The 22,805-nt window shown below is 58.1% G+C and carries 24 protein-coding genes; 16 read left to right on the top strand and 8 right to left on the bottom strand.

What is annotated here, in order from left to right; genetic code table 11:
- Positions 1–159 precede the first annotated feature (159 nt).
- From EPD60_RS14210 to EPD60_RS14195, 4 genes are all read left to right on the top strand, one after another.
- Positions 160–1,092, top strand: coding sequence for a lytic transglycosylase domain-containing protein (locus tag EPD60_RS14210; RefSeq protein WP_131450184.1), 933 nt, complete (start codon positions 160–162; stop codon positions 1,090–1,092).
- 337 nt (positions 1,093–1,429) lie between these two features.
- Entirely contained in the window at positions 1,430–2,248 is an 819-nt protein-coding gene (locus EPD60_RS14205) for a sterol desaturase family protein (RefSeq protein ID WP_243647853.1), read from the top strand.
- 808 nt (positions 2,249–3,056) lie between these two features.
- A complete protein-coding gene (locus EPD60_RS14200) occupies positions 3,057–3,533 on the top strand; it encodes a hypothetical protein (protein ID WP_131450183.1) in 477 nt (158 codons plus the stop codon).
- Between the two features lie 9 nt (positions 3,534–3,542).
- A complete protein-coding gene (locus EPD60_RS14195; RefSeq protein ID WP_131450182.1) occupies positions 3,543–4,130 on the top strand; it encodes a hypothetical protein in 588 nt (195 codons plus the stop codon).
- On the opposite strand, the gene EPD60_RS14190 is transcribed toward EPD60_RS14195, so the two are convergent.
- A complete protein-coding gene (locus EPD60_RS14190; RefSeq protein ID WP_131450181.1) occupies positions 4,033–4,485 on the bottom strand; it encodes a type I restriction enzyme HsdR N-terminal domain-containing protein in 453 nt (150 codons plus the stop codon). The two genes, EPD60_RS14195 and EPD60_RS14190, sit on opposite strands and share 98 nt — an antisense overlap.
- A gap of 29 nt (positions 4,486–4,514) precedes the next feature.
- On the opposite strand from EPD60_RS14190, the gene EPD60_RS14185 reads away from it, so the two are divergent.
- The 5 genes from EPD60_RS14185 to queA all read left to right on the top strand — a co-directional run bounded on the left by EPD60_RS14185 (position 4,515) and on the right by queA (position 9,760).
- Positions 4,515–5,285, top strand: coding sequence for an AMP nucleosidase (locus EPD60_RS14185; RefSeq protein ID WP_131450180.1), 771 nt, complete (start codon positions 4,515–4,517; stop codon positions 5,283–5,285).
- 53 nt (positions 5,286–5,338) lie between these two features.
- On the top strand, positions 5,339–5,734 hold the full coding sequence (locus EPD60_RS14180; protein WP_131450179.1) for a hypothetical protein: 396 nt from the start codon (positions 5,339–5,341) through the stop codon (positions 5,732–5,734).
- Entirely contained in the window at positions 5,731–7,398 is a 1,668-nt protein-coding gene (locus EPD60_RS14175; protein WP_131450178.1) for an ABC transporter ATP-binding protein, read from the top strand. Before EPD60_RS14180 ends, EPD60_RS14175 begins: the two co-directional genes overlap by 4 nt.
- A 109-nt stretch (positions 7,399–7,507) precedes the next feature.
- Positions 7,508–8,512, top strand: coding sequence for a phosphatase PAP2 family protein (locus EPD60_RS14170; protein WP_131450177.1), 1,005 nt, complete (start codon positions 7,508–7,510; stop codon positions 8,510–8,512).
- A 198-nt stretch (positions 8,513–8,710) separates the two neighbouring features.
- Positions 8,711–9,760, top strand: a complete 1,050-nt coding sequence (gene queA / locus EPD60_RS14165; protein WP_131450176.1) for a tRNA preQ1(34) S-adenosylmethionine ribosyltransferase-isomerase QueA — start codon at positions 8,711–8,713, stop codon at positions 9,758–9,760.
- A gap of 148 nt (positions 9,761–9,908) precedes the next feature.
- Here queA and EPD60_RS14160 read toward each other — a convergent pair whose 3' ends face one another.
- From EPD60_RS14160 to EPD60_RS14130, 7 genes are all read right to left on the bottom strand, one after another.
- Positions 9,909–11,228 (bottom strand): aspartate kinase, encoded by a 1,320-nt coding sequence (locus tag EPD60_RS14160; RefSeq protein ID WP_131450175.1) that lies wholly within the window; start codon positions 11,226–11,228, stop codon positions 9,909–9,911.
- 92 nt (positions 11,229–11,320) lie between these two features.
- Complete coding sequence (locus EPD60_RS14155; protein WP_131450174.1) at positions 11,321–13,486, bottom strand: tetratricopeptide repeat protein; 2,166 nt, start codon at positions 13,484–13,486, stop codon at positions 11,321–11,323.
- A 69-nt stretch (positions 13,487–13,555) separates the two neighbouring features.
- Positions 13,556–14,644, bottom strand: coding sequence for an Ldh family oxidoreductase (locus EPD60_RS14150; RefSeq protein ID WP_131450173.1), 1,089 nt, complete (start codon positions 14,642–14,644; stop codon positions 13,556–13,558).
- A gap of 168 nt (positions 14,645–14,812) precedes the next feature.
- Positions 14,813–15,259: a single-stranded DNA-binding protein gene (locus tag EPD60_RS14145; protein WP_131450172.1), complete on the bottom strand. Its 447-nt coding sequence runs from the start codon at positions 15,257–15,259 to the stop codon at positions 14,813–14,815.
- Positions 15,260–15,354: 95 nt separating this feature from the next.
- Entirely contained in the window at positions 15,355–16,089 is a 735-nt protein-coding gene (locus EPD60_RS14140) for a glycosyltransferase family 2 protein (protein WP_131450171.1), read from the bottom strand.
- A complete protein-coding gene (locus EPD60_RS14135; RefSeq protein ID WP_131450170.1) occupies positions 16,089–17,828 on the bottom strand; it encodes a TgpA N-terminal domain-containing protein in 1,740 nt (579 codons plus the stop codon). Before EPD60_RS14135 ends, EPD60_RS14140 begins: the two co-directional genes overlap by 1 nt.
- 163 nt (positions 17,829–17,991) lie before the next feature.
- Entirely contained in the window at positions 17,992–18,225 is a 234-nt protein-coding gene (locus tag EPD60_RS14130; protein WP_131450169.1) for a hypothetical protein, read from the bottom strand.
- Positions 18,226–18,594: 369 nt separating this feature from the next.
- Here EPD60_RS14130 and EPD60_RS14125 point away from each other — a divergent pair, with 369 nt between their 5' ends.
- The 7 genes from EPD60_RS14125 to EPD60_RS14095 all read left to right on the top strand — a co-directional run bounded on the left by EPD60_RS14125 (position 18,595) and on the right by EPD60_RS14095 (position 22,539).
- Entirely contained in the window at positions 18,595–19,635 is a 1,041-nt protein-coding gene (locus EPD60_RS14125; RefSeq protein ID WP_131450168.1) for a PhoH family protein, read from the top strand.
- Positions 19,636–19,667: 32 nt separating this feature from the next.
- Positions 19,668–20,090: a nuclear transport factor 2 family protein gene (locus EPD60_RS14120; protein ID WP_131450167.1), complete on the top strand. Its 423-nt coding sequence runs from the start codon at positions 19,668–19,670 to the stop codon at positions 20,088–20,090.
- Positions 20,087–20,446, top strand: coding sequence for a fluoride efflux transporter CrcB (gene crcB / locus EPD60_RS14115; protein WP_131450166.1), 360 nt, complete (start codon positions 20,087–20,089; stop codon positions 20,444–20,446). Before EPD60_RS14120 ends, crcB begins: the two co-directional genes overlap by 4 nt.
- Positions 20,443–21,000, top strand: a complete 558-nt coding sequence (locus EPD60_RS14110) for an inorganic diphosphatase (protein WP_207896686.1) — start codon at positions 20,443–20,445, stop codon at positions 20,998–21,000. Before crcB ends, EPD60_RS14110 begins: the two co-directional genes overlap by 4 nt.
- Before the next feature lie 16 nt (positions 21,001–21,016).
- Positions 21,017–21,436: a sulfite exporter TauE/SafE family protein gene (locus EPD60_RS14105; RefSeq protein WP_131450165.1), complete on the top strand. Its 420-nt coding sequence runs from the start codon at positions 21,017–21,019 to the stop codon at positions 21,434–21,436.
- A gap of 93 nt (positions 21,437–21,529) precedes the next feature.
- Entirely contained in the window at positions 21,530–22,180 is a 651-nt protein-coding gene (locus EPD60_RS14100; protein WP_243647839.1) for an RNA polymerase sigma factor, read from the top strand.
- Positions 22,177–22,539 (top strand): anti-sigma factor, encoded by a 363-nt coding sequence (locus EPD60_RS14095; protein WP_131450164.1) that lies wholly within the window; start codon positions 22,177–22,179, stop codon positions 22,537–22,539. Before EPD60_RS14100 ends, EPD60_RS14095 begins: the two co-directional genes overlap by 4 nt.
- Positions 22,540–22,805 lie beyond the last annotated feature (266 nt).

Raw genomic sequence — 22,805 nt, 5'->3', positions numbered from 1 at the left:
TAAGGTTCAAATAATAATGTATGTCGAACGGAGGCACCCCTCTCCGTCCCGGAGAGGGGCCGGGGGTGAGGTTGCACCCCTCCCCCACCGGGGAGGGGCAGGGGGTGGGGTCTCGGCACCCTATTTGTCCCCATTCCCTTCTCGCTAACCCCAAACACCATGAAACACTCCCATCGGACCATACTCAACATCGCTCTCGGGCTCATACTCGGAATCCTCGTTGCGGGCCAGTTTGCATTCGACCGGCCGCTGATCCGGCTGCATAAGGAAGACGACCGCAACAATGCTGCACGCATCCTGGCGCCGCCGCTGCCGGAGCAGCTCAGCTTCGCCGGCGAAACGGTGCCCCTGCAGCGCTGGGATGTAAAGGAGCGCCTCGAGCGCGAGGTGCTGGTCAATTACTACAGCAATGCCAACATGATCTTCCTGGTAAAGACGGCCAACCGCTATTTCCCGGTGATTGAAGAACGCCTGAAGGCGAACGGCGTTCCCGACGACTTCAAGTACCTCTGCATCGCCGAAAGCAACCTGGTGCCGGCCGCCATCAGCGGTGCGGGTGCGGCCTCCTTCTGGCAGTTTATGGACGGCACCGCACCCGGCTACGGCCTCGAGGTGAACAAGGAAGTGGACCAGCGTTACGACCTCGCCCGGGCCACCGATGCGGCGGCGGTTTACCTGAAATCGGCTTACGCAAAATTCGGCTCCTGGACAGCCGCCGCGGCCTCCTACAATTGTGGCCAGGGCGGCTACAACGGCCAGGCTACCTTTCAGGGCACCAACAACTATTACGACCTGCAGCTTCCCGAAGAAACGAACCGCTACATCTTCCGCATCCTCACCTTCAAATACCTGCTCGAAAATTCGGAAAAACTCGGCTTTGTGGTACCGGAAGGGGAGCGCTACGGTGCGGTTCCGACGCGATCCGTAACCGTAAATGCGAGCATTCCCAACCTGGCCACCTGGGCACGGGCGCAAGGCACCACCTACAAGATGGTTCGCCAGCTCAACCCCTGGCTCCGCGGCCGCTCGCTCACGGTAAGCAGCGGGAAAAGCTATACGGTGCAGCTGCCGGCCGAAGGAAAAAGCTTTTGAACCCACCGGATTAGGCCCTGAAAGCCGGAACAACTCCCCTGAAGCGCCGTCAACTGACAATGAAGCAGCGCAACCTGACATTGAAGCAGTGCAATAGGACATTGAAGCACCGCGCGGTCCTATTGAACGATCGCACGACGGTATTGAAACAGCGTATCATCCTATTGAATAACTGCTCAATCTTGTTGAAGCCCCGCATTATGACATTGAGGCAGTTCATTATGACATTGAAGCAGTGCCGGACCGTATTGAGGCGCCACGCCCCGAAGCCGAACCAACCCCAGAACCCTAAACCCAAGAACCTTTTGAGTTTCCGTGCGTTAACTTTAAACAATTGATGCAACTCCCCGACTTCAGCCAGCCCCTCTATTTCTTCCTGGCCACCCTGGTCATGTTCCTGGTGGTGATCGGGCGTTACCTGCTCATCGCCGGCATCTTTCATGGGGTCTTCTACGTGTGGCAGCGCGAAAAGTGGCGTGCACGCAAGATCAACGGGCGCCCGCACAAGCCCGGCCAGTACCGCCGCGAGGTTAGCTGGAGCACCGTCACGGCCCTGCTGTTTGCAGTGGCCGGCGCCGGCCTGCTGCTACTCTGGCAGAAGGGCTACACCAAAGTTTACCTCAACGTACATGAATACCCCCTCTGGTGGCTGCCGCTGAGCCTGGGCATCGCCCTGCTGCTGCACGAAACGTATTATTACTGGCTCCACCGCTGGATGCACCGCCCGAAGGTGTTCCGCCTCCTCCACAAGGTGCACCACGACTCCAACATCACCTCGCCGTGGACCGCCTTTTCCTTTCACCCGCTCGAAGGCGTGCTGCAGGCGATCTTCCTGCCCGCGCTCCTGCTCTTCCTGCCAATGCACCTCTACGTGGTGCTTACGCAGCTCACCATCATGACCTTTTCGTCCGTCATCAATCACCTCGACATCGAGGTATATCCCAGGGGGGCGCCCGGCCGGTTTTTCGGCCGCTTCCTCATCGGTGCCACGCACCATTCGCTCCATCACAAGCAGTTCCGGTATAACTACGGACTCTACTTTACGTTCTGGGATAAGTGGAAGCGAACCGAAAGCCCTTTGTATGCTTCGCTTTACGAAGAAAAACGCGGGGTCAAGGCCCAGGCCCCTGCTCGGACAGGAGGTAAGAGCAAATGATCACAGATTACATGAATACATGATTTTAGAGGGGTGGTTACCTCATGTAATCATTTGCTCATTTATTCTGTGCTCATGTATTCTGCCATCTTTCGCCGCCGGAACGGAGCGAAGAGCAAATGATCACAGATTACATGAATACATGATTTTAGAGGGATTGTTACCTCATGTAATCATTTGCTCATTTGTTCTGTGTTCATGTAATCTGCCATCTTTCGCAGCCGGAACGGAGCGAAGAGCAAATGATCACAGATTACATGAGTACATGATTTTAGAGGTGCTTCCTTACCTCATGTAATCATTTGCTCATTTATTCTGTGCTCATGTATTCTGCCATCTTTCGCCGCCGGAACGGAGTGAAGAACAAATGATCACAGAGCAAATGAATACATGATTTTAGAGGGGTTGTTACCTCATGTATTCATTTGCTCATTTGTTCTGTGTTCATGTATTCTGCCATCTTTCACAGCCGGAACGGAGCGAAGAGCAAATGATCACAGAGCAAATGAATACATGATTTTAGAGGGATTGTTACCTCATGTAATCATTTGCTCATTTGTTCTGTGCTCATGTAATCTGCCATCTTTCGCCGCCCACTGTCGTAAACCAGAGTATCATTTTCACAATGGCTCCACGCCTACCACTCTTTCTGCAAAAAAAATGGCACCATATTTCCGGTTGATACCGGTGCAGCCTGTCTTTCCTGCACTCCTCCTTCTCCCTCTTCCGTGCCCGATCGGGTGGGCCGAATGCAAACCACAGGGCTGAACACAACAGCTGGTTTTTCTACCTGTAAAACCCCGCGACCATGAAAAAGACACTAGTTTTCCTGGCCCTGTGCGCATGCGCCGCCATGGGCGCCCACGCCCAGAACGAGGGCACCGATTACCGCACCGCGCTCGGGTTTAAATACTTTCCCGCCGGTGTAACGGTAAAGCGATTCCTGGGGCGCCACACCGCGCTTGAAGCGCTCGGCTACAGCCACGACGGCTTCCGGTTTACCGCCCTCGTTGAATACTACATCCCCATCGCGCCGGCCGCCGGCCTCAACGCCTATCTCGGTCCCGGCGCCCACGTCGGCTTTCACAACGAGCTCTGGAAAGAGCACCATCCCGACATCAACGACAGAACCGTGTATGGTGTCGACGGCGTGGTGGGTATCGATTACAAAATGAAAGGAGTACCGCTCAATCTCAGCATAGACTGGCAGCCGTCGTACAACTTTACCACCGACCGCACCTTCGAAGGAGGCTGGGGCGGCATTGGGATCCGTTTCGCTTTTTAAAACATCGCTATGGTACCGATCATCAGACAGCTCAAATCCGCAAGCGCCGCCTCCCGCGCTCTTTTCGGGAAGCAGGTGCTCCTGATCGGGGTGCCGGGGATACTGCTGCTGTTGCTGGTGGCCTACCTGTTTTATGTCCTGTTTAAAAACTCCCTTGCCAACCTGAGGGGCCCGGAGGCGATTGAAGAATTCAAGTTCTTCCTCATTGCGCTGCAAAAAAAGCTGGCGCAGGGCGAGGCGGTCAACCTGGCTTCGGAGCGCAGCGTACTGGAAAAAGTGCTGAACAAGGTGAAGACGGCGAACACTGCGGCGCAGATCCGCTCCGACCGGTCGCTGCGCTTCCAGTTTGTTCGCACCTATAACACCATCACCGAAGCACACCCGCCGGCGGGCTCGCCGAATGGCGTGGATTTCCTGCGCCTGTCTTCGCTGATGGAAGAATTCTACGACCACTACTTTACCGCTTCGGGCGCGGGCCATCACCACAGCCTGCACTGGGTCAAAGGCTTTTCGCATCTGCCCACGGCGGCAATTCGCCCAATTCGGTCAAGACACCGCCTGCCTTTTCCCAGGCCATCGTGGCATTCCCGTTCGTGATAACGATAAAGCGCACCGGCACCGAGATATTGTAGCGCAACACCTGGTCGAGCACGGCGGGAGCAAGCGCCACCTCCGGGGCTTTACACTCCACCAGCATCCAGGGCAGGTGCGACGCGTCGTACACGAGGAGGTCGAAGCGTTTGCGGAGCTCATGGAGGCGGATCTCTTTTTCGAGGGCGATGAGGGAGGCGGGATAATGCAGCTCCTGCAGCAGGTAATTCACGAAGTTCTGCCGCACCCACTCTTCGGGTGTGAGCGCCACCCAGCAGCGGCGGAGGGGGTCGAAGAGCTGGCGCCGGTCGCCTTCTTCCTTCAGCCGGAAGCGCGGCTCGGGGTAGCGCACGGAAATCATGCTTCAAACCTAATGATTTATATTTGTGCATGAAGACAAAAGAAGACATCGTCAAGAACTGGCTCGTACGCTACACCGGCCAGGCCCTTGATCAATTCGGCGAGTACATCCTGCTGACCAACTTCAGCAACTATGTACGCCTCTTCGCCGAGTGGAACAATGTTCCCATCGTCGGCACCGATAAGCCGATGCAATGCGCCACCGCCGACAACATCACCATCATCAACTTCGGCATGGGCTCACCTACCGCCGCTACCGTTATGGACCTGCTGACGGCCATCGAGCCCGAAGCGGTGCTCTTCCTGGGCAAATGCGGCGGCCTCAAAAAGCGCAACAAGCTCGGCGACCTCATCCTCCCCATCGCGGCCATCCGCGGCGAGGGTACGTCCAACGACTACTTCCCGCCCGAAGTACCTGCCCTGCCTGCCTTCGCCCTGCAGAAAGCCATTTCCACCACCATCCGCGACCACGGCGTCGACTACTGGACCGGCACGGTGTATACCACCAACCGCCGCGTGTGGGAGCATGATGAAGTGTTTAAGGAATACCTGCAGAAAGTACGCGCCTATGCCATCGATATGGAAACGGCCACCATCTTCTCCGTGGGCTTCTTCAACAAGATCCCGACCGGCGCCCTCCTGCTGGTGAGCGATTCGCCCATGACCCCCGACGGTGTAAAGACCGAGGAAAGCGACCGCAAGGTGACCGAGCAGTTCGTGGAGCGCCACATAAAGATCGGCATCGACTCGCTGAAGCAGCTCGCCAACAACGGCCTTACGGTACGGCACCTGCGCTTTTAATCGCTGCGTGCAACGTTTGCCGGCGGCTCGTAGTCAACCTGAAAACAAATCGGATGAAACTCAGCACACTCTGCCTGGTCCTCGTTGCCGGCCTGTCGATTCAGGCAGGCTGCCGCAAAGACAAGGGACGCCCTGCTACCGGCTGCTACCGCGGCAAGCTGGCTGTTAAAGGCATTTGCTCCAACTATACCATCCAGGTCACTGGCGGCGCCATCGACACGACGCGGATACAGGCCCGGTGGCGCGATGAGGTAACGGGTACCACCTGGACCAACGTGTTTGCGCTCGGCAGTCCCTGTACCTTCCCGGCTTCCATCCGCGAAGGCGAGGAGTTTTACTTTACGATTGACGAAGGGGCGGTGCAGAACTGCGTGGTGTGTATGGCCTATTACCCCGTTCCGGATAAAAAACTGTCGATACGGGTGCTCGATGCACCCTGCACGCCATGACGCCCTTACTCCAGATAGAAAACCTGCAGGTCCGTTTCGGCGACGCCGCACCCGTGCTCCACCCCCTTCGCCTCGCGATCACCCGCGGCGAGCTGCTGGCGCTTGTGGGCGAATCGGGCTCGGGCAAATCGGTAACGGCACTTTCCCTGCTCCGCCTGCTGCCACCGGCGGCGCAGCTTTCCGGCGCTGTTCACTTTCAGGTTGACGGGAACACCATCGACCTGCTGCAGGTAAATGAGCGCACGCTGCAGAACATCCGCGGCAACCGCATCGCTTTTATTTTCCAGGAGCCGATGACGGCGCTCAACCCGGTGCTCACCTGCGGCCGTCAACTGACCGAGGTGCTGCGCCGCCACAAAGGCCTTTCGAAAAATGATGCGGAGCGCTCCGCCGTGGAATGGCTGCGCAAGGTGCGCCTCCCCGATCCCGAAGGCATGATGAAGCGCTACCCGCACCAGCTGAGCGGGGGGCAAAAGCAGCGGGTGATGATCGCCATCGCGCTTTGCTGCGGCCCCGACCTGCTTATCTGCGACGAGCCCACCACGGCGCTGGACGTCACTGTTCAGAAAACGATCCTCGAACTCATTCGCTCCCTGCAGCAGGAGCTGGGCACAGCGGTGCTCTTCATCACCCACGACCTGGGCGTGGTGGCCGATATCGCCGACCGCGTGGCCATCCTGTACCGCGGCGAATTATTGGAAACCGGCACCCGCGACGAGGTGTTGCGGGCACCGAAACATCCCTATACCCGCGCGCTGCTCGCCTGCCGCCCCGCGGGCCGGCCGAAAAACGAGCCGCTGCCCGTGGTGGCCGACGTGCTGGAGGGGAAGCCCGCGCCGGCGCCCCTGCCGCCGGTTGCCTGCGGCCCCGGTCCGACCGTAGAAATACGGGACCTTGTGGTAAGCTACCCCGTGCGCCGCAACCTCTGGGGGCGTGTTACCGAAACCTTTACCGCGGTGGACGGTGTCAGCCTGGATATCCGCCAAGGCGAAACCCTCGGCCTTGTGGGCGAATCGGGCTGCGGCAAAAGCACCCTCGGCCGGGCCCTGCTGCGGCTCGTGGAGCCTACGTCGGGGAGCATCCGGGTGGGCGGGCAGTCGCTGCAGGAATTTTCCGCAAAAGAGCTGGCCGCCTACCGGCGCGCCGTTCAGCTGGTGTTCCAGGATCCTTACTCGGCACTCAACCCGCGGCTCACCATCGGCGAAGCTCTCGAAGAGCCCCTGCGGGTGCACCGCCGCGGCGCGCGCGCCGAACAACGCAAACGGGCCGCCACCCTGCTCGACCAGGTGGGGCTCCCCGCGGCTGCGGCTGCACGTTATCCACACGCATTTTCGGGCGGCCAGCGGCAACGCATCGTCATTGCCCGTGCACTTGCCCTCAGCCCGCAGGTGCTGGTGTGCGACGAGTCCGTTTCCGCCCTCGACGTGAGCGTGCAGGCCCAGGTACTCAACCTCCTCAACGAACTGCGCCGCGAGCTCGGCCTTACGCTCCTCTTTATCTCGCACGACCTCTCGGTAGTGCGCTATATGAGTGACCGCATCGCCGTAATGCAGGCCGGAAAGATCGTGGAGCTCGGCGATGCCGAGGCCGTTTACCGGAATCCCGGCCATCCCTACACCAAGGCCCTCCTGGAAGCGATCCCTGGAAATAATGCGGAACTCTGAACCCCGCGCCGGGACTTTGTTCAAATTTCCGGTCACCCCGCAAATCAGACATCAGACATCGGAGATCGGAGATTGCTCTGTGGCACGGCTTTTTTAACAGGCGCCGGGTATGTCAGCAAGGACCTATCTCAGCAAAAGCACCGTTTGCGCAAGCCTTCTCCTCGCCCTCTGCTTGGGAAGTGCGGGCACCGCATCCGCACAACAAAAGATACCGGTAGACACTATCATCCGCAATACGCCCCAGGGAGCGGCCAAGCCACCGCAGGAACGCCGGCTGGTCCAGATGGTCTATAAGGTCAATCCCTGGGTGACGCTCCCACTCAACGCCGTCATGACAGTCGGCAACTTTCTTGCGATACCCAACATTCTCCATGCAAAAAAGGACATCTCGACCGCCGAGATTGAGGCGCTCCGCCCCGAACTCCTGAGCCCGCTCGACCGCTGGGCCGTAGAGCAGGACCCTACGGTGCGGGAAAAATGGTTTAAAGTATCCGACATTGCCCTCCCGGCAACTATCGCCCTTTCGCTGGGCATTTTCGCAGACAAGAATATCCGGAAGGACGGCTTGAAAATCGCGGCCATGTTTTATGAAGCCCAGGCTGTCACCTTTACCATTTATAATTTCAGCCCGCTGGGACCCAGTTTTCAAAACCGGTTTCGCCCCATCACCTATTACTCCTATTTCGATCCCTCCGAGCGCCTCCGTGGCGGCAACCGCAACTCCATGTTCAGCGGTCATTCGGCCAACGCGGCTGCGGCTACCTTTTTCGCGGTAAAGGTTTATACCGATTATCACCCCGAGATCGGCAATAAAAAATACCTGCTGTATGCTGTAGCCGCCGTGCCCGCCGTATTCGCCGGCTATACACGCGTCAAGGCCCTCGCCCACTTCCCGTCCGACGTTTTCCTCGGCCTCATGGTCGGCGCCATCTCCGGTATCAGCATTCCCTCGCTGCACAAAGTGCGCACAAAAACGGTACAGTTTGGCGTGACCTACAACGAAATGGGTTCGGGGATCGGCTTCACCTGGAAGCCTGCAAAAAAGAAGTTCAAGCCGCGAAATACCTTTGGTGATGACCGTGGTGATACCGGCCTTTTAGCCAGTGCCCGCTAGCGACCCGGAACCACCTCCGAGATTCGATATCCGTTATTCGGTATTCTTCTCGTACCTTCGCCGCCTTAAAAAGCGTAATCCAGGCCCGGTGCCGTAAGACCGGGGACTGGGAGGTGCTCCCTAGAATCGCCCCGCGGCGGTCTCCCTCCGGCCCCCTTTCTGCAGCTTCGGCCTCATTGCAAAACGATAAACGACTCCATGAAGCTGTCCCAATTCAAGTTTGACCTGCCGCTCAATCTCATTGCGCAGAACCCCTCCAAGAAGCGCGAAGACTCCCGGATGATGGTGATCAACCGCAAAACCGGCGAGATCGAAAACCGCAACTTCCGCGACATCCTGGATTATTTCGACGACAAGGACGCCTTTGTGGTGAACAACACCAAGGTATTCCCCGCCCGTATGTATGGCCGCAAGGAGAAGACCGGTGCCAAGATCGAGGTATTCCTGCTGCGCGAACTGAATAAAGAACACCGCCTGTGGGACGTGATCGTTGATCCCGCCCGCAAGATCCGCGTGGGCAACAAGCTTTATTTCGGCGACGACGAAGACCTGGTGGCCGAAGTGATCGACAACACCACCTCGCGTGGCCGTACCATCAAGTTTCTCTTCGATGGCGACGACAATGCCTTCCGCCTCATCCTCGAAAAGCACGGCGAAACGCCGCTGCCCAAATACATTAAGCGCAAGCCCGATGACGAAGACCGCGAGCGCTACCAGACGGTGTACGCCAAGTACGAAGGCGCCGTGGCGGCTCCTACCGCCGGCCTGCACTTCAGCCGCGAACTCATCAAGCGCTGCGAAATCAAGGGTGTGCGCTTCGCCGAGGTGACGCTGCACACGGGCCTGGGCACCTTCCGCCCCATCGAGGTGGAAGACCTGAGCAAGCACAAGATGGACGCGGAATACTACCGCATTGAAGACACGGCCTGCAAGATCGTGAACAAGGCCAAGGAAACCGGCCACCGCGTGTGCTCCATCGGCACCACCACGATGCGCGCCCTCGAATCGAGCTTCACCGCCCAGCGCATGCTGAAGCCCTCCGAAGGCTGGACGAACACCTTTATCCACCCGCCTTACGAGTTCAACATCGCCGATGCACTGGTAACCAACTTCCACCTGCCCAAAACCAGCCTCCTCATCATGGCCTGCGCCTTCGCCGGCTACGACCTGATGATGGAAGCCTACAAAAAGGCAATCAAGGAGAAGTACCGCTTCTTCAGCTATGGCGATGCCATGCTGATCATCTAAAGAACAGAAGGATAAGGAACAGGGAAGTCAGCGCACATCCGGTTCCCTGATCAAATAAAAAGGGAATCCCCGACGGGTTCCCTTTTTCTATTTAGTTATTCGCTGTTCCTTTTTCCTGGTTCACTTGTTCTGGAGGAACAGGGGCTCCTCAGAGGTTAAACACCCCCTTATTCAGCCGCTGCAGCACTTCTTTCTTCTTATCGGCATCCACCAGCAGCGAAATATTGTGCAGCGAACCGCCGTAGCTCACCATCCGGATTTCGACGCCCTCGAGGCTGCTGAAAATGCGCTGCAGCATCGACGTGTCGGAGGCGACCGCGTGCCCCACGATGGAAATAATGGTCTGGCCGCCATCGGTGCTCACGGTGCCAAAGGCGGCGAGCTCTTCGAGGATCTCCGGCAAGGCGCTGTCGTTATCGATGGTTACCGACACAGCCACTTCCGAAGTAGTGATCATATCGATGGAAGTGCGGTTCTTTTCAAATACTTCGAACACCTTGCGAAGGAAGCCATAAGCAAGCAGCATGCGGCTGCTCTTGATGTTGACGGCCGTAATGCCGTCTTTGGCGGCGATGGCCTTGGCACCCCGCGCCGCCGCCACCTGGGTGATGAGCGTACCTGGGGCCGAAGGCTCCATGGTGTTGAGCAGACGAACCGGAATGCGGTATTGCTGTGCCGGCCAGATAGAGGCCGGGTGCAGGATCTTGGCGCCGAAATAAGCCAGCTCGGCAGCCTCGTCGAAGGAAAGCTGACCGATGGGCACGGTGCGCTCTACCACCCGCGGGTCGTTGTTGTGCATCCCGCTGATGTCGGTCCAGATCTCGCACACCGAAGCGGTGATGGCTGCGGCCATCAGCGATGCGCTGTAGTCGGAGCCGCCCCGCTTGAGATTATCCACCTCGCCGCGGGCGTTGCGGCAGATAAAGCCCTGGGTGATGAACAATGTCGTATCGCGGTGCTGCGCCAGCTGCGCCTGCAGCAGCTCCCGGATAGTATCGAGCTGCGGCTCTTCGTAGGCGTCGATGCGCATGAAGTCGAGTGCCGGCAGCAGCGCGTGGGCGATGCCTTGCTCCGTCAGGTAGGTGCTGAACAACTTCGTAGACAACAGCTCGCCCTGGGCCAGGATATCTTTATTAAGCGCCTCGCTCCAGGAGATGCGCAGGATGATGCTCAGAAAATCGAAATGCTCGTGGAGGATGGCTGCGGCCGCTTCACGGGCAGCCGCGGTTTGCACGAGCTCGGGCACGAATGCGTCGTATTGCGCCCGCAGGTCGCCAATCAGCGCCTTTGCGGCATGCCGGTCGCCTTTGGCCAGCTGCTGGCTGATGGCCACAAGGCTGTTGGTGGTGCCGCTGACGGCACTGAGCACCACGATCTTTCCTTCGTTACCGGTGGTGATGAGACGCGCCACCTCGTGCATCCGTTGCGGCTTGCCCACCGAGGTGCCGCCAAACTTCATGATCTTCATAAGAACCACAAAGTTAGGTGCCGCAAGCGTTTTCCCGCATTGGGAAACACCGCCGGCGCCCGCCGCTTACGGAAACGTTTGCATCCCGCTCCTTAAAGACGGCTGCAATCGCCGCCCATGCTGGCGATTACTTTTTTAACGTCGTTGATCTGCTGCACGAGTTTCGGGTTATTGCCACCATACTGACATTGAAGCACCCATTCGTAGCAGGCCTTTTGCCCGCAAAGTGCCGACAATTGTCCATCCGGACCCTTGTAGTTAAGGTATTTCTGAAGCGCCGCTACTTTCATGCAATCACACTCCGCCGCGGTTTTTCCGGTGGACCCAACGCCGCTGCCGGCGCCAGCCGCAGCGCCTCCTGCTGTACCACCGCCTGCAAGCGGATTGGTGAGCGCACCGCCACCCGTATTGTTGAAGGACGCGCTCTTGGCCGTCAGCGTGGTCGCCAGCGCGTTTGACTTCCCATCGGTAAGTACGTCCGACACCAGCGCTGCGCCGAGCTCGGTCACGTCTGCGTCGCTCATTCCGAGATCGGAAGCTTGTTTCAGGGCTATGGCGCCGCCTCCAAGGGCAAGTGCTTTGCCGATGAACTTACCCGTTTTCTTTCGTTTTTCGGCTTTGGCGAGCTCCTCTTCGCGGATACGTTGAAAGGCCAGTGCTTCCTGCGCTTTTTTCTCCGCCTCCAGGCGCTCGCGTTCAGCCTTCTGACGTGCAAGGAAGACCGCATCGGTGCGTTGACCATCGGTAAATTCCGCCGCTTCGCGCTTTCCGTTTACGGTAATAAAGCCCTTCCCGTGCGGCTTGCCTGCCTTGAACTGCCCTTCATAGGCAGTCTTATCTTTTGAAAGGAAGCGGCCCTGGCCATCCGGTACGGAAGCCACGACATCACCTTCGTATATGTCGCCATTGGCATAAAGCCATTTACCCTTGCCCTGTGGCTGGTTGGCGGAAAAGGTGCCGGTGTATTTTTCGCCGTCGGGGTACTCCATGGTTCCGTTGCCGTTCAACTGTTCATTGCGAAAGGCGCCGCTGTAGCGCCAGCCCTCCGAACGGTTGGTGAGCGTGCCCGCTATAAGCTCGCCTTTGGAGAAGCGGGCGTCTTTCACCTCGTAAAGAAAATTACGGCTGATCGCGCGCCCTTTTCCCTCGGCAGCGCCGGCTTTGGCTTCACCCCAGTAGTACCAGCTATTGCTGCCGTAGCCTTTTACTTTCACATTTTGCTTCGCCGCCTTCGAGAGGTCGGTGACCCAGGCGCCAAGGCTGTCGGACGACATGCGCAACAGCGGGTTATTGCATTTTCCGATGGGTGCCAGTGTTTCCTGTGCACCGGCAAGATCGTTATTCAGCGCCTGCATATAGGCGAATGTGATCCCGTTGCTGCAGTCCTCGGAAAGTATGGCCGCCCGGTTGGCCCACACCTTCGCTTGTGCCAGCAAGGCCGGGTCATAAAGGTGGTGGAGGATCACCAGGTTAGCCTGCTGCTGATAAATGCGCCACTTGGTGGATTCCGGCGCGGTATCGATAGCGGCTTTGAAGATAGCGAGCGCCTCCTCTTTTTTCCCGAGCCGGTATTTGCACAAGGCCAGCATCGATTGGTAACGGGCCTTTTCGAAAACATCGGCCTGGAGCGAAACGGCCTTTTCCAGCAAGGGCAGGGCCTCATCGTAACCGCGCTCATTCATGGCAAGCTCGGCCTGGTAAGCCCAGGCGCTGGCATTTTTCGGATCCACCTCCACCGCCTTGCGCACGATCAGTTCGGCTTTGTCCTGGTGGGCAATCCGGTCGGTCTCATAGAAGTCGCGCGCCCACTTTTCGTAAGCGAGGCTGCGCAGCTCCGGCTTGCCTTTGCTGGTGGTCAGCAACTGCAGGTCGCGGATGGCAGCGGGATAGTCCTTCAGCTCTTCGAAGGTATAAGCCCGGTAAAGCAGGGCATCCAGAAAATGTTGCTCGGTCCTGGGCGGCAGCACCTGCCGTGCATTAACCTTTGCGAGCGCGAAGTTAAACTGCTCGATTGCCGCAGGATAGCGCCCCAGCTTGTACGCACAGAACCCTTTGAGGTAATAGACTTCGTAGTCATCCTTCCCCTTGCTGTTGTCGAGCACCGTGTTGAGCACCCCGAGCGCTTCTTCATATTGTTTCTTTCCAATGAGTTCCTCGGCTTTTTTCATATCCTTCGCAGTCTTGCTGAAAAGCTGCGCGGATCCCGGATAGGAACAGAGGAACAGGCCGATGGCCAGCAGTAGCAGGTAAGGTCGCATTGATATGGCTTTGGATACGTAAAATAACGATCCTGGCCGGGGAAACCACTACCCGGTACCGGGTAATTTTCACAAGGCCCCGGGCAGTGCTACGCCGAACTTCTCGGACAGGTAGGCCAGGTCGTCGACCACGGGCCCCAGCAGCGGGATGCCCTGCGCGCGCCGCACGGCTTCGATCTCGCGCTCCGGGTCGCCGGGAATGATCACCCGCTCCTGCCCTTCTATGGTCTTTGCCTCGCGGAAGCGGCGGATCCACTGGTCCATATGCTGGAGAAACTCCGCCGCGGGACGGAAGGCGTCGACACGCATGGCGCCGAAGAAATGCCCGATGCCTTTGCCGGGCATCCCGGTGGGCATGGGTACATAAGCCGGGAAGGGCGGCACCCAAGGACCGTAGTTGGCGCCGCTCAGCACAGCGGAGAAGATGTCGACGATCGCACCGAGTGCATAGCCTTTGTGCGAGCCGTGCTCACGGTCGCCGCCGAGCGGCAGCAGCGCGCCGCCGGCCTTCAGCTCGTGCGGGTCGGTAGCCGGCTGGCCCACCTTGTCCTGGATCCAGCCCAGCGGCGCCACGCCGTTCTTGCGCTGCAGGATCTCGAGCTTGCCATTGGCCGCGGTGGTGGTGGCCATATCGGCTACAAAAGGAGGCTCCTCGCCGGCCGGCACCGCCACACAGATCGGGTTGGTGCCCAGCAGCCGCTCGATGGAAAACGTGGGGGCCACGAGCGGGCTCGCATTCGTCATGGCAATGCCGATCATACCATGCTCGAGCGCCATCATGGCGTGGTAGCCGGCAATGCCGAAGTGATTGCTGTTCTGAACACTTACCCAGCCGGTTCCGGCGTTGCGTGCTTTTTCGATGGCGATGGCCATGGCCCGCGGCGCCACTACCAGTCCAAGGCCGCTGTCGCCGTCAACGGTGGCCGTAGAGGGTGTTTCATGAATCACCCGCACCTCGGGCGCGGCCTTGACGCGCTGCGCATCCCAGAGCCGCACATAGCCGCTCAGGCGGGCGATGCCATGCGAATCAACGCCGCGGAGGTCGGCAGAAAGCAACACCTCGGTGGCGAGCGCCGCGTCGGCTTCAGGTGCGCCGATGGCGGCAAAAACGGCTTTCGAAAAGGCAACGAGTGATTCGTAGGAGTACGTACGGGTCATGGCGCAAAGTAATGTGCTAATGGGTTACTGTGCTAATTAGGCAATGCGGTAATGTGGTAATGCGGTAATGAATGGCGGTAGCGAATAAGTACCAATTAACCAATAGACTAATTAACCAATAAACAAAAAGCTCCCTTTCGGGAGCTTCTGAATGTTGGTTGTCGTTGCTTAGAACGGCAGGTCGTCGGCCATATCGTCCATGCCGGCGGCGGGAGCGCTCTGGCGCTGGGGAGCGGCGCCGTAGGACTGCTGCTGTTGCTGCTGGCCGTAGCCGCCACCGCCTTCGTTGTTGCCGTCGCCTTTGCGGCCGAGCAGCTGCACCTCACGTACACGCATCGAAAGCGAAGCGCCGGCGGTGCCATCCTGGCGGGTGAAGGTGCGTACTTCGGGCTGTCCTTCCACGAATACCTGCGTGCCCTTGGTAAGATAAGGCGCCACCGCGGTGCGGTCGGTCCAGTAGGCGCAGTCCACCCAGGTGGTCTTCTCCTGCTGGTTGCCCTGGCTGTCCTTGTACTTCTCGGTGTGGGCCACCGTGAAGTTAATTACATTCTTTCCGTTTACTGTGTTTACTACGCAATCCTTACCGAGATTGCCAATTACTTGAATCTTAATCATAGTGCTCAAATTAGGGCCGAAAGATACGAAAAATGCCCGGGCCGGCCGCCGGATTCGTCTTAAAAAAATCCTTGCAAAAATCCAATTTCTGCCTCCTACCGGCGTGCCCAGGTGTTGTATTTGATCACGTAGTAGATCGCCTTGACGCCATCCTTCCAGTTGATCTTTTTCCCCTCCTCGTAGGTGCGGCCGTAGTAGCTGATGCCTACTTCGTAAATGCGGACACCGCGCACGCGGGACATCTTGGCCGTGATCTCAGGCTCGAACCCGAAGCGCTTTTCGAAAAGCCGCAGCGGCCGCACGATTTCGGTGCGGAAGGCCTTGTAGCCCGTCTCCATATCCGTCAGGTTCAGGTTGGTAAACCAGTTGGAAAGCATCGTAAGAAAACGGTTCGCCATATAGTGATAAAAGAAAAGCACGCGGTGTGGCTTGGAGCCGATAAACCGAGAGCCATAAACCACGTCGGCAACCCCGCGGAGCAGCGGGCCCACCAGGTCGGTATAGTCGCAGGGATCGTACTCGAAATCCGCGTCCTGTATCAGCACAAAACCGCCCTTCACTTCCGCAATGGCGGTCTGCACCGCACCGCCCTTCCCCTGGTTCTGGCTGTGGCGGAACAGACGCACGGAGTAATCGGGATGCTCATCGATGAAGCGCTGCACCTCTCCCGCCGTTCCGTCGGTGCTGCAATCGTCTACCACCACCAGCTCGCGGCGCACGCCGGGCACTTCGGTGCTGCATACACGCAGCAGAACCTCGTAGATATACCGGTGCTCATTAAATACAGGAACGATGATGGAAAGCAACGGCAGTTGATCGGCAGGTGTCATTAAAAAGCAACAGTTTTGATGGCTGTAATAATAAGTTGTTTTGGGGTGCCGGGGTTGTAAAAAAACACTTTCACGCTATCCCGTTCGTCGTGCAGCTTCAGATCGAGCCAGAGGGTCCTGGTGCCGCCGCCCGGCAGCAGCCGCTCCACCCGCAGCTGGTTGATGCCGATGGTCGCGCCGTCCTTTATCTCGTGCATGTAGAGCATATGCTGTTTCCAGATATCGGCCTCGGGGTCGGCGGTTGTAGCGGTGATATAAGTGCGCACCCATCCTTTGCCCATAAGCGGCCGCGAGATGCCAACATCAGTATAGCCGGCAACACCAGGCAGCACCAATGTATCGTTGCGACTGATCGTGGTTTCCGCGCAGGCAGGCGTTCCTTCGTACTCATATTCGGCATCGAGCAATTTGCGGGTTTCGAAAGGCACGGAGCCCCGGAACACGATCTTCTTCCAGTAGCCGTAGGTCATGAACTCGGGCTCGAGCAGCCCGCCGCGGTGCCCCTGGTGGTGCAGCCATAGATTGTAGGTAATGCATAAAAGCGAAAAGGCGGCGAGCAGTCCCTGCATCCAGCGGCGGCGGGCGCGTTCCAGCAGGGCCGCCAGCGGGAAAGCCAGCACCGGGTAGAGCTGCACCAGCGCCCGCTGACCGAGGCCGCCGCCGTACCACCAGATGCTCCAGCTGAAAGCGAGGTAGGTGAATCCCAGCGTGAACAGGAGCACCGGCCAGAACAGCCCGCGATCTTTCCGCCACAAAGCGGCAAAGCCGATCACCGAAAGCACCATCAGGGGCGTGTAAACGAACCAGCCTTTCTGAAAACCCCAAAGACATTGCGCGTAATGCGGGCTGCCGAAGTCGAATCCTTCGCCCTGGTAGCTGTACTCCAACCAGTGGCCGGTGACGTATTTCCAATAAAAAAGCTGGATGCTGCCTACGGCCGCCGCCGAAGCGGCAAACAGCAGCAGGTGCCGCCAGTTCGCCACCAGCAGTTGCACGCGCATCCGCAGCTCCCGCGCCGAACCGATGCCCCAGGCTAGCGGCAGAAAAGCGCTCCAGATTTCGGTGGGACGGATCAGCGCCATCCAGCCCACCAGCAGCCCGAGCGCGGCCGCGCGCAGCGCAGTAGGCGCTTCATAATACCGGATGGTCAGCAGCAGCAGTGCACCGTACATCGTGAACAGGTAACTGTGCGTCATCGCGTTGGTGATGGCCGCATATTCGAGGTAGTTGGTGCCGAACACGTAAAGCAGCAGTACGATACCGGTGGCATAAGGGCTAAAGTAGCGATCGAGCAGGCGGCGCAGCAGGTGCAGTCCCAGCAGCGACACCAGCAGGCTGCCGATGCCGATGGCGTACTGGTAGGGCGGCGAGTAGCCATCTGCGGGATAATGACTCATGAGGGCCACGGCATGACCAGCAGCAAAAAACGGCAGGTAGGCAAAGGCCATCCCGCCCGAATACTTCATCACCATATTGCCGCTTGCGCTGTCGTGGTAAGACTGGTAGCCTCCCGGCGTGGGGTTGTAGCGTTGCGTGATGCTGTCCTTGAAAGCCTGCTGTTTCAGGTCATGGTAAATGAGCGTCGCGGGCAGGTAGAAATAATAACCGTTGATGTCCCAGCTGATGGAGGCCTCCGAGGTGGGTTTGTTCCACTTGGGGTAGTAAAAAAATCCGGTAAGCAGGATCCAGGCGGCGGCAATGAGGTAGCAGTTGCGCGAAAAGGTTTTGGTGGCCGGCATCGGGTAAAGATAAGATGTCGGATGGCTGATGTCAGATGTTGGATGTCTGGTTGGATCGGGTAAGGGATAACCAGCTGCATGCGGACAAAAAAAGGATCGCAGTGCGATCCTTTTTTCATAGCCCACTTAAATCAGACACCCGAGATCGGACATCGGACATTCCCTAAATGCTACTGTTGCCGCCCCGGACCCCTTCGTCCTCGTTGCGGTTGGCGCGGTCGCTTTCCGTTTCAGAAGCGCCGGCGCCGGTCTGGTTGACGCTTTTTTTGTTGCCCGGGTTGATATCGCGCATAACCTGACTGTTGTTGCGGCTACCGGGCGGCGTATTGTTCATCTGCCCTTCCTGATGCGGGCGCTGCGATTGATTTGAGGAAGAACTGTTTTCGATCTTGTTCATAACTTGCTATTTTTCCATGGTGTCACAAAACCCGCACCGGAAGCGCCCCAACTGTACGGTAAACGCCCCGTTTTGTAACAGTTCGATAACGTGGCAAGGGCGCTCTTTTTTGTAAATTTGGAAACCGTGATGATCCCGGAAAACGCCACCCAGAAGCGAATGAAAACCTAAAAGCCACCGTCTGCAGCCCGTTATCCACAAGGCATTCTGAATAACTTAATTTGTGGATTTACGGCATAGTTTTTTAATTCGATACTGTGTACAAGTCACTACACTATCCCGGTCCAGCGGACCCTGTATTGTAGTCCAGGAAAACTTGGAAGTCCTGCCGGATCGCTACCCGGATTGTAACATTAAATTCTACCCGAATTGAGAGACACGATTATCAACCTCGAAACCGTTAACCCCATTGAATTCTTTGGCGTCAACAACGGAAAGCTCGACATCCTCAAGAAAAAATTCCCGCTGCTCAAGATCCTTTCCCGTGGCACCCAGCTCAAACTCAGTGGCGCACCCGAACAGGTGGACGGCGCACGCGAAAAGATCGAATTACTGGTTCAGTACCTCGAAAGGAACGGCCATATGAGTGACAATTATTTTGAACAGATCCTTGGCGGCGACGACGCTGAAACGGTCGACAACTTCGTGGAGCGCAACCCTGCTGAAGTGCTGGTGTTCGGGCCCAACGGCAAGACCGTACGCGCCCGCACCGCCAACCAGAAGCTGCTGGTATCAGCCGCCGAAAAGAACGACGTTGTCTTCGCCATCGGGCCCGCCGGTACAGGTAAAACCTATACCGCCGTTGCCATGGCCGTACGTGCCCTCAAGAACAAGGTGGTAAAGAAGATCATCCTCACGCGCCCCGCCGTGGAAGCTGGTGAAAGCCTCGGCTTCCTGCCCGGCGACCTGAAGGAAAAGATCGATCCGTACCTGCGCCCGCTCTATGATGCGCTCGACGACATGATCCCGGCCGACAAGCTCGGATACTACATGTCTACACGCACCATCGAGATCGCGCCCCTTGCTTACATGCGTGGCCGTACGCTCGACAACTGCTTCATCATCCTCGACGAAGCCCAGAATGCTACCGACCTGCAGCTGAAGATGTTCCTTACCCGCATCGGCGGTAACGCCAAGGCGATCATCACCGGCGACGTTACGCAGGTGGACCTTCCGCGCAACCAGCGCTCGGGCCTGCTGAAAGCCAGCAAGATCCTGCGCAACATCGACGGCATCGGCTATATAGAGCTGGACGAAGAAGACGTGGTACGTCACCGCCTCGTGAAGGCCATCCTCAAGGCATACGACAAGGAAGGCCAGCGCGAAATGGAGGAAGAAGAAGCCGAGCGCGCCGAACGCCGCCAGCGCTTCGCTCCCCGGCGCCCCGACGACGCCCCGCAGGCACCATAGCCGGTTCGCGGTTAAATCCTTTCTTTGCAGGAATGAAAAGCAAGATCTACGGACTGCTTTTTGTTCCTGCTTTTTTTATAAGCTGCTCGGAACAAAAAAGCAACCCCTCCTCCGATAGCGACGTGGATGCGGCGCGCAACTTCATCCGCGCCTCCCTCAACAACGACTTCCGCGAGGCGCAGGCCTACCTGCTCCCCGATTCCGCCAATGCGGAACTTTTGCGCCTGGCCGAAGAGCGCCGCGCTACCCTGAGCCGCGAGGAAAACATCAACTACCGGCAGTCGTCCATCGTTATTTACGACACCCGCAAGATCGACGACAGCACCAGCATCATCACCTACGACAACTCCTACAAAAAGGCGAAGAACGACCTGCGCGTAGTACGCCGCAACGGGCAGTGGCTGGTGGATCTCAAATACACGCTGCTGCGCAGCGACAGCACGGGTAAGCGATGAAAGGGGTGCTTTATGTCGGTATTGGCGGCGCGGCCGGGAGTATGCTTCGCTATGTGCTGCAGGGTCTGCTCAACAGGAGCGCTTTCCCGGGCGGAACCCTGGCCGTCAACATCCTGGGCTGCCTGCTCATCGGGGTGCTCTGGGGACTGGCCTCGAAAACGCTGCTGAACGACTTCGGACGCATCCTGCTGATGACCGGCTTCTGTGGCGGATTCACCACCCTGTCGGCATTCTCCTATGAAAGCAACCTGCTACTGCAGAGCGGCCGCAGCGGCGCATTTCTTTTATATGCCGCCGCGACTTTCGGGGGTGGTTTGCTGGCTACCTTTGCCGGCTACAAACTGATACACGGATGAAAAAAACACCCACCCTGCAGGTGCTGCACCCCTGGCACGGCGCCACTACCGGCGACGACGCCCCGCGGAACGTAAACGCACTTATCGAGATCCCGCAGGGCTCGCGCACGAAGTATGAAATCGACAAGGAAACCGGGCTCCTGCGCCTCGACCGCGTCATCTACTCTTCCTTCCACTACCCGGTCAACTATGGCTTTATTCCCCGCACCCTCGGCCTCGACGGCGACCCGCTGGACATCCTGGTGCTCTGCTCCCAGTCCATCCAGGCGCTTTGCCTCGTAGAGGCTACCGTCATCGGCAACATGCAGATGATCGACAACGGCGAAGAGGACGACAAGATCATCGCCATCGCCACCAACGACCCGTCGGTGAGCCATATGCGCGACATCGAAGACCTGCCGAAGCACTTCTTCAACGAGCTGCGCAACTACTTTGAGCAGTACAAGGTGCTGGAGAACAAGCAGGTGATCATCGACGCCTTCCAGCCGCGCGAAACGGCTTACAAAATCGTTGAAGACGCCATAGCTTTATACAACGACACCTTCATGTCCTAATCGTTAAACGCTTGCTATGTCCACACAAATCGTCCTGATCCTGCTGCTCGTTGGCCTGGCGGCCGGCGTACTTGGTGGCCTCGTCGGCATCGGCGGCGGCATCGTCATCGTGCCCGCGCTGGTGTATTTCATGGGTTACTCACAGAAGATGGCACAGGGCACCTCCCTGGGCATTCTCCTGCTGCCCGTAGGCATCCTGGCGGTGTGGAATTTTTACAGGCAGGGCTACGTCGACCCGAAAGCGGTGTGGCTGGTTTCCGCCGGCTTTGTTATCGGCGGCTACTTCGGCAGCAAGATCGCCCTGGCGCTGCCCCAGGAAACGGTAAAGAAAGTCTTTGCCTGCATGCTCATCATCGTCGCTCTCAAGATGCTCTTCCTCGACAAGAAGATCAAGGACGTGGCGAAGAGCAATGAAGTGACGCAGGTGGAATCCTGAGCCGTGAACCCAGGGCAGTGAAGACGCAAGCGCAGTTATAAAAGAACGTCCCGCCGAAAGCGGGACGTTCTTTGTTATGAGGCGAAACCGCTCATGGCTGACGGTTCACGGCTCACGTTTATGGAATCTCCCGCCACCCCGCATCCCATACCAAAGACTTATCTTCCCCACGTGAAGGCGCGCCGTCCCGACGATATGACCGACAACGACCTGCTGGCGCAGTACTATGCCACCCGCGACGCGGAATGGCTCGGGCACCTGCTGGAGCGCTACACCATGCTGCTCTTCGGCGTCTGCATGAAATACCTCAAAGACGAACACGAAGCGCGCGACGCGGTGCAGCAGGTGTTTTTGAAAGTACTCACGGATGCCGGCCGTTTCAAGATCGAGTTCTTCAAATCGTGGGTGTATATGGTGGCCAAGAACCATTGCCTCATGAAGCTCCGCAGCGGCAACGGCCACCGGGTGCAGGACATCGACAACCACCCGCACGCCGCCGACGAGGACCGGCGCGAGGAACTGCTCGCCAACGAACGCACCTTTCACCTGCTGGAAGGAGCACTGCAGGAACTCACACCCGAGCAGCGCCAGTGCGTAACTTTGTTTTACCTGGAAAAGAAAAGCTACCAGCAGATCGCGGAGCACACCGGCTACAGCGGCATGCAGGTAAAAAGCTATATACAGAACGGAAAGCGCAACCTCCGCATCCTGCTGGAGCGCAAGCTGAAGGAGAACCCGCAATGAACGAGCGCCTCAAAGACATATTGACCCACCTCAACCCGGAGGTTGACCAGGAAACGTTGCTGCGCTACCTGGAAGGCCGCCTCGCGCCCGAAAAGCAGCACGAGCTGGAAGCCCAGCTGCTCGACGCCGAGTTCGAGGCCGAAGCGCTCGAGGGCCTGCAGCAGCTTCCCGACAAAAAAGCACTCCCCGGCATTATCGAAGCCCTCAACCAGGACCTGAAAAAGAAGACCCAAAAGCGCAAGGCCCGTCGCCGCAAGCTCAACGTAGCCGTGGAGCCCTGGCTGCTCGTCACCCTCGTTGTCGTACTGCTGCTGGTGATTGTCGGTTATATCGTTGTACATACGATGCTGAAGCCGTGAATCGGCAATCGTCAATCGTGAATGCGCGAAGCGCGGCAAGTGCCTTTGGCGTCGCTTGCGCGACGCCAAAGGCGTCATTGCGAGCGGAGCGAAGCAAACTCCCCGACCTTAAGACTGCTCGTAACCCGAGAAGGCTTTAGTTCGAAAATCTTTCGGTCGCGGACTAACCTGCGTAAATCAGGAGTTTGCTTCGCTCCGCTTGCAATGACAAAAGGGCTGCTACGCAGCCCTTTTGTACATCAGACATCGGACATCCGACACCTAAA

It is taken from the genome of Flaviaestuariibacter flavus, from assembly GCF_004337505.1.
Lineage (GTDB): Bacteria > Bacteroidota > Bacteroidia > Chitinophagales > Chitinophagaceae > Flavisolibacter > Flavisolibacter flavus.
Note: the sequence above shows the minus strand (reverse complement) of the source record. Positions and strands in the feature narration are given on the sequence as shown.

Excerpts from the sequence above, each read along its gene's own strand:
- EPD60_RS14210 (WP_131450184.1), top strand. The coding sequence starts at position 160 with ATGAAACACTCCCATCGGACCATACTCAACATCGCTCTCGGGCTCATA.
- EPD60_RS14205 (WP_243647853.1), top strand. The coding sequence starts at position 1,430 with ATGCAACTCCCCGACTTCAGCCAGCCCCTCTATTTCTTCCTGGCCACC.
- EPD60_RS14200 (WP_131450183.1), top strand. The coding sequence starts at position 3,057 with ATGAAAAAGACACTAGTTTTCCTGGCCCTGTGCGCATGCGCCGCCATG.
- EPD60_RS14195 (WP_131450182.1), top strand. The coding sequence starts at position 3,543 with ATGGTACCGATCATCAGACAGCTCAAATCCGCAAGCGCCGCCTCCCGC.
- EPD60_RS14190 (WP_131450181.1), bottom strand. The coding sequence starts at position 4,485 with ATGATTTCCGTGCGCTACCCCGAGCCGCGCTTCCGGCTGAAGGAAGAA.
- EPD60_RS14185 (WP_131450180.1), top strand. The coding sequence starts at position 4,515 with ATGAAGACAAAAGAAGACATCGTCAAGAACTGGCTCGTACGCTACACC.
- EPD60_RS14180 (WP_131450179.1), top strand. The coding sequence starts at position 5,339 with ATGAAACTCAGCACACTCTGCCTGGTCCTCGTTGCCGGCCTGTCGATT.
- EPD60_RS14175 (WP_131450178.1), top strand. The coding sequence starts at position 5,731 with ATGACGCCCTTACTCCAGATAGAAAACCTGCAGGTCCGTTTCGGCGAC.
- EPD60_RS14170 (WP_131450177.1), top strand. The coding sequence starts at position 7,508 with ATGTCAGCAAGGACCTATCTCAGCAAAAGCACCGTTTGCGCAAGCCTT.
- queA (WP_131450176.1), top strand. The coding sequence starts at position 8,711 with ATGAAGCTGTCCCAATTCAAGTTTGACCTGCCGCTCAATCTCATTGCG.
- EPD60_RS14160 (WP_131450175.1), bottom strand. The coding sequence starts at position 11,228 with ATGAAGATCATGAAGTTTGGCGGCACCTCGGTGGGCAAGCCGCAACGG.
- EPD60_RS14155 (WP_131450174.1), bottom strand. The coding sequence starts at position 13,486 with ATGCGACCTTACCTGCTACTGCTGGCCATCGGCCTGTTCCTCTGTTCC.
- EPD60_RS14150 (WP_131450173.1), bottom strand. The coding sequence starts at position 14,644 with ATGACCCGTACGTACTCCTACGAATCACTCGTTGCCTTTTCGAAAGCC.
- EPD60_RS14145 (WP_131450172.1), bottom strand. The coding sequence starts at position 15,259 with ATGATTAAGATTCAAGTAATTGGCAATCTCGGTAAGGATTGCGTAGTA.
- EPD60_RS14140 (WP_131450171.1), bottom strand. The coding sequence starts at position 16,089 with ATGACACCTGCCGATCAACTGCCGTTGCTTTCCATCATCGTTCCTGTA.
- EPD60_RS14135 (WP_131450170.1), bottom strand. The coding sequence starts at position 17,828 with ATGCCGGCCACCAAAACCTTTTCGCGCAACTGCTACCTCATTGCCGCC.
- EPD60_RS14130 (WP_131450169.1), bottom strand. The coding sequence starts at position 18,225 with ATGAACAAGATCGAAAACAGTTCTTCCTCAAATCAATCGCAGCGCCCG.
- EPD60_RS14120 (WP_131450167.1), top strand. The coding sequence starts at position 19,668 with ATGAAAAGCAAGATCTACGGACTGCTTTTTGTTCCTGCTTTTTTTATA.
- crcB (WP_131450166.1), top strand. The coding sequence starts at position 20,087 with ATGAAAGGGGTGCTTTATGTCGGTATTGGCGGCGCGGCCGGGAGTATG.
- EPD60_RS14110 (WP_207896686.1), top strand. The coding sequence starts at position 20,443 with ATGAAAAAAACACCCACCCTGCAGGTGCTGCACCCCTGGCACGGCGCC.
- EPD60_RS14105 (WP_131450165.1), top strand. The coding sequence starts at position 21,017 with ATGTCCACACAAATCGTCCTGATCCTGCTGCTCGTTGGCCTGGCGGCC.
- EPD60_RS14100 (WP_243647839.1), top strand. The coding sequence starts at position 21,530 with ATGGCTGACGGTTCACGGCTCACGTTTATGGAATCTCCCGCCACCCCG.
- EPD60_RS14095 (WP_131450164.1), top strand. The coding sequence starts at position 22,177 with ATGAACGAGCGCCTCAAAGACATATTGACCCACCTCAACCCGGAGGTT.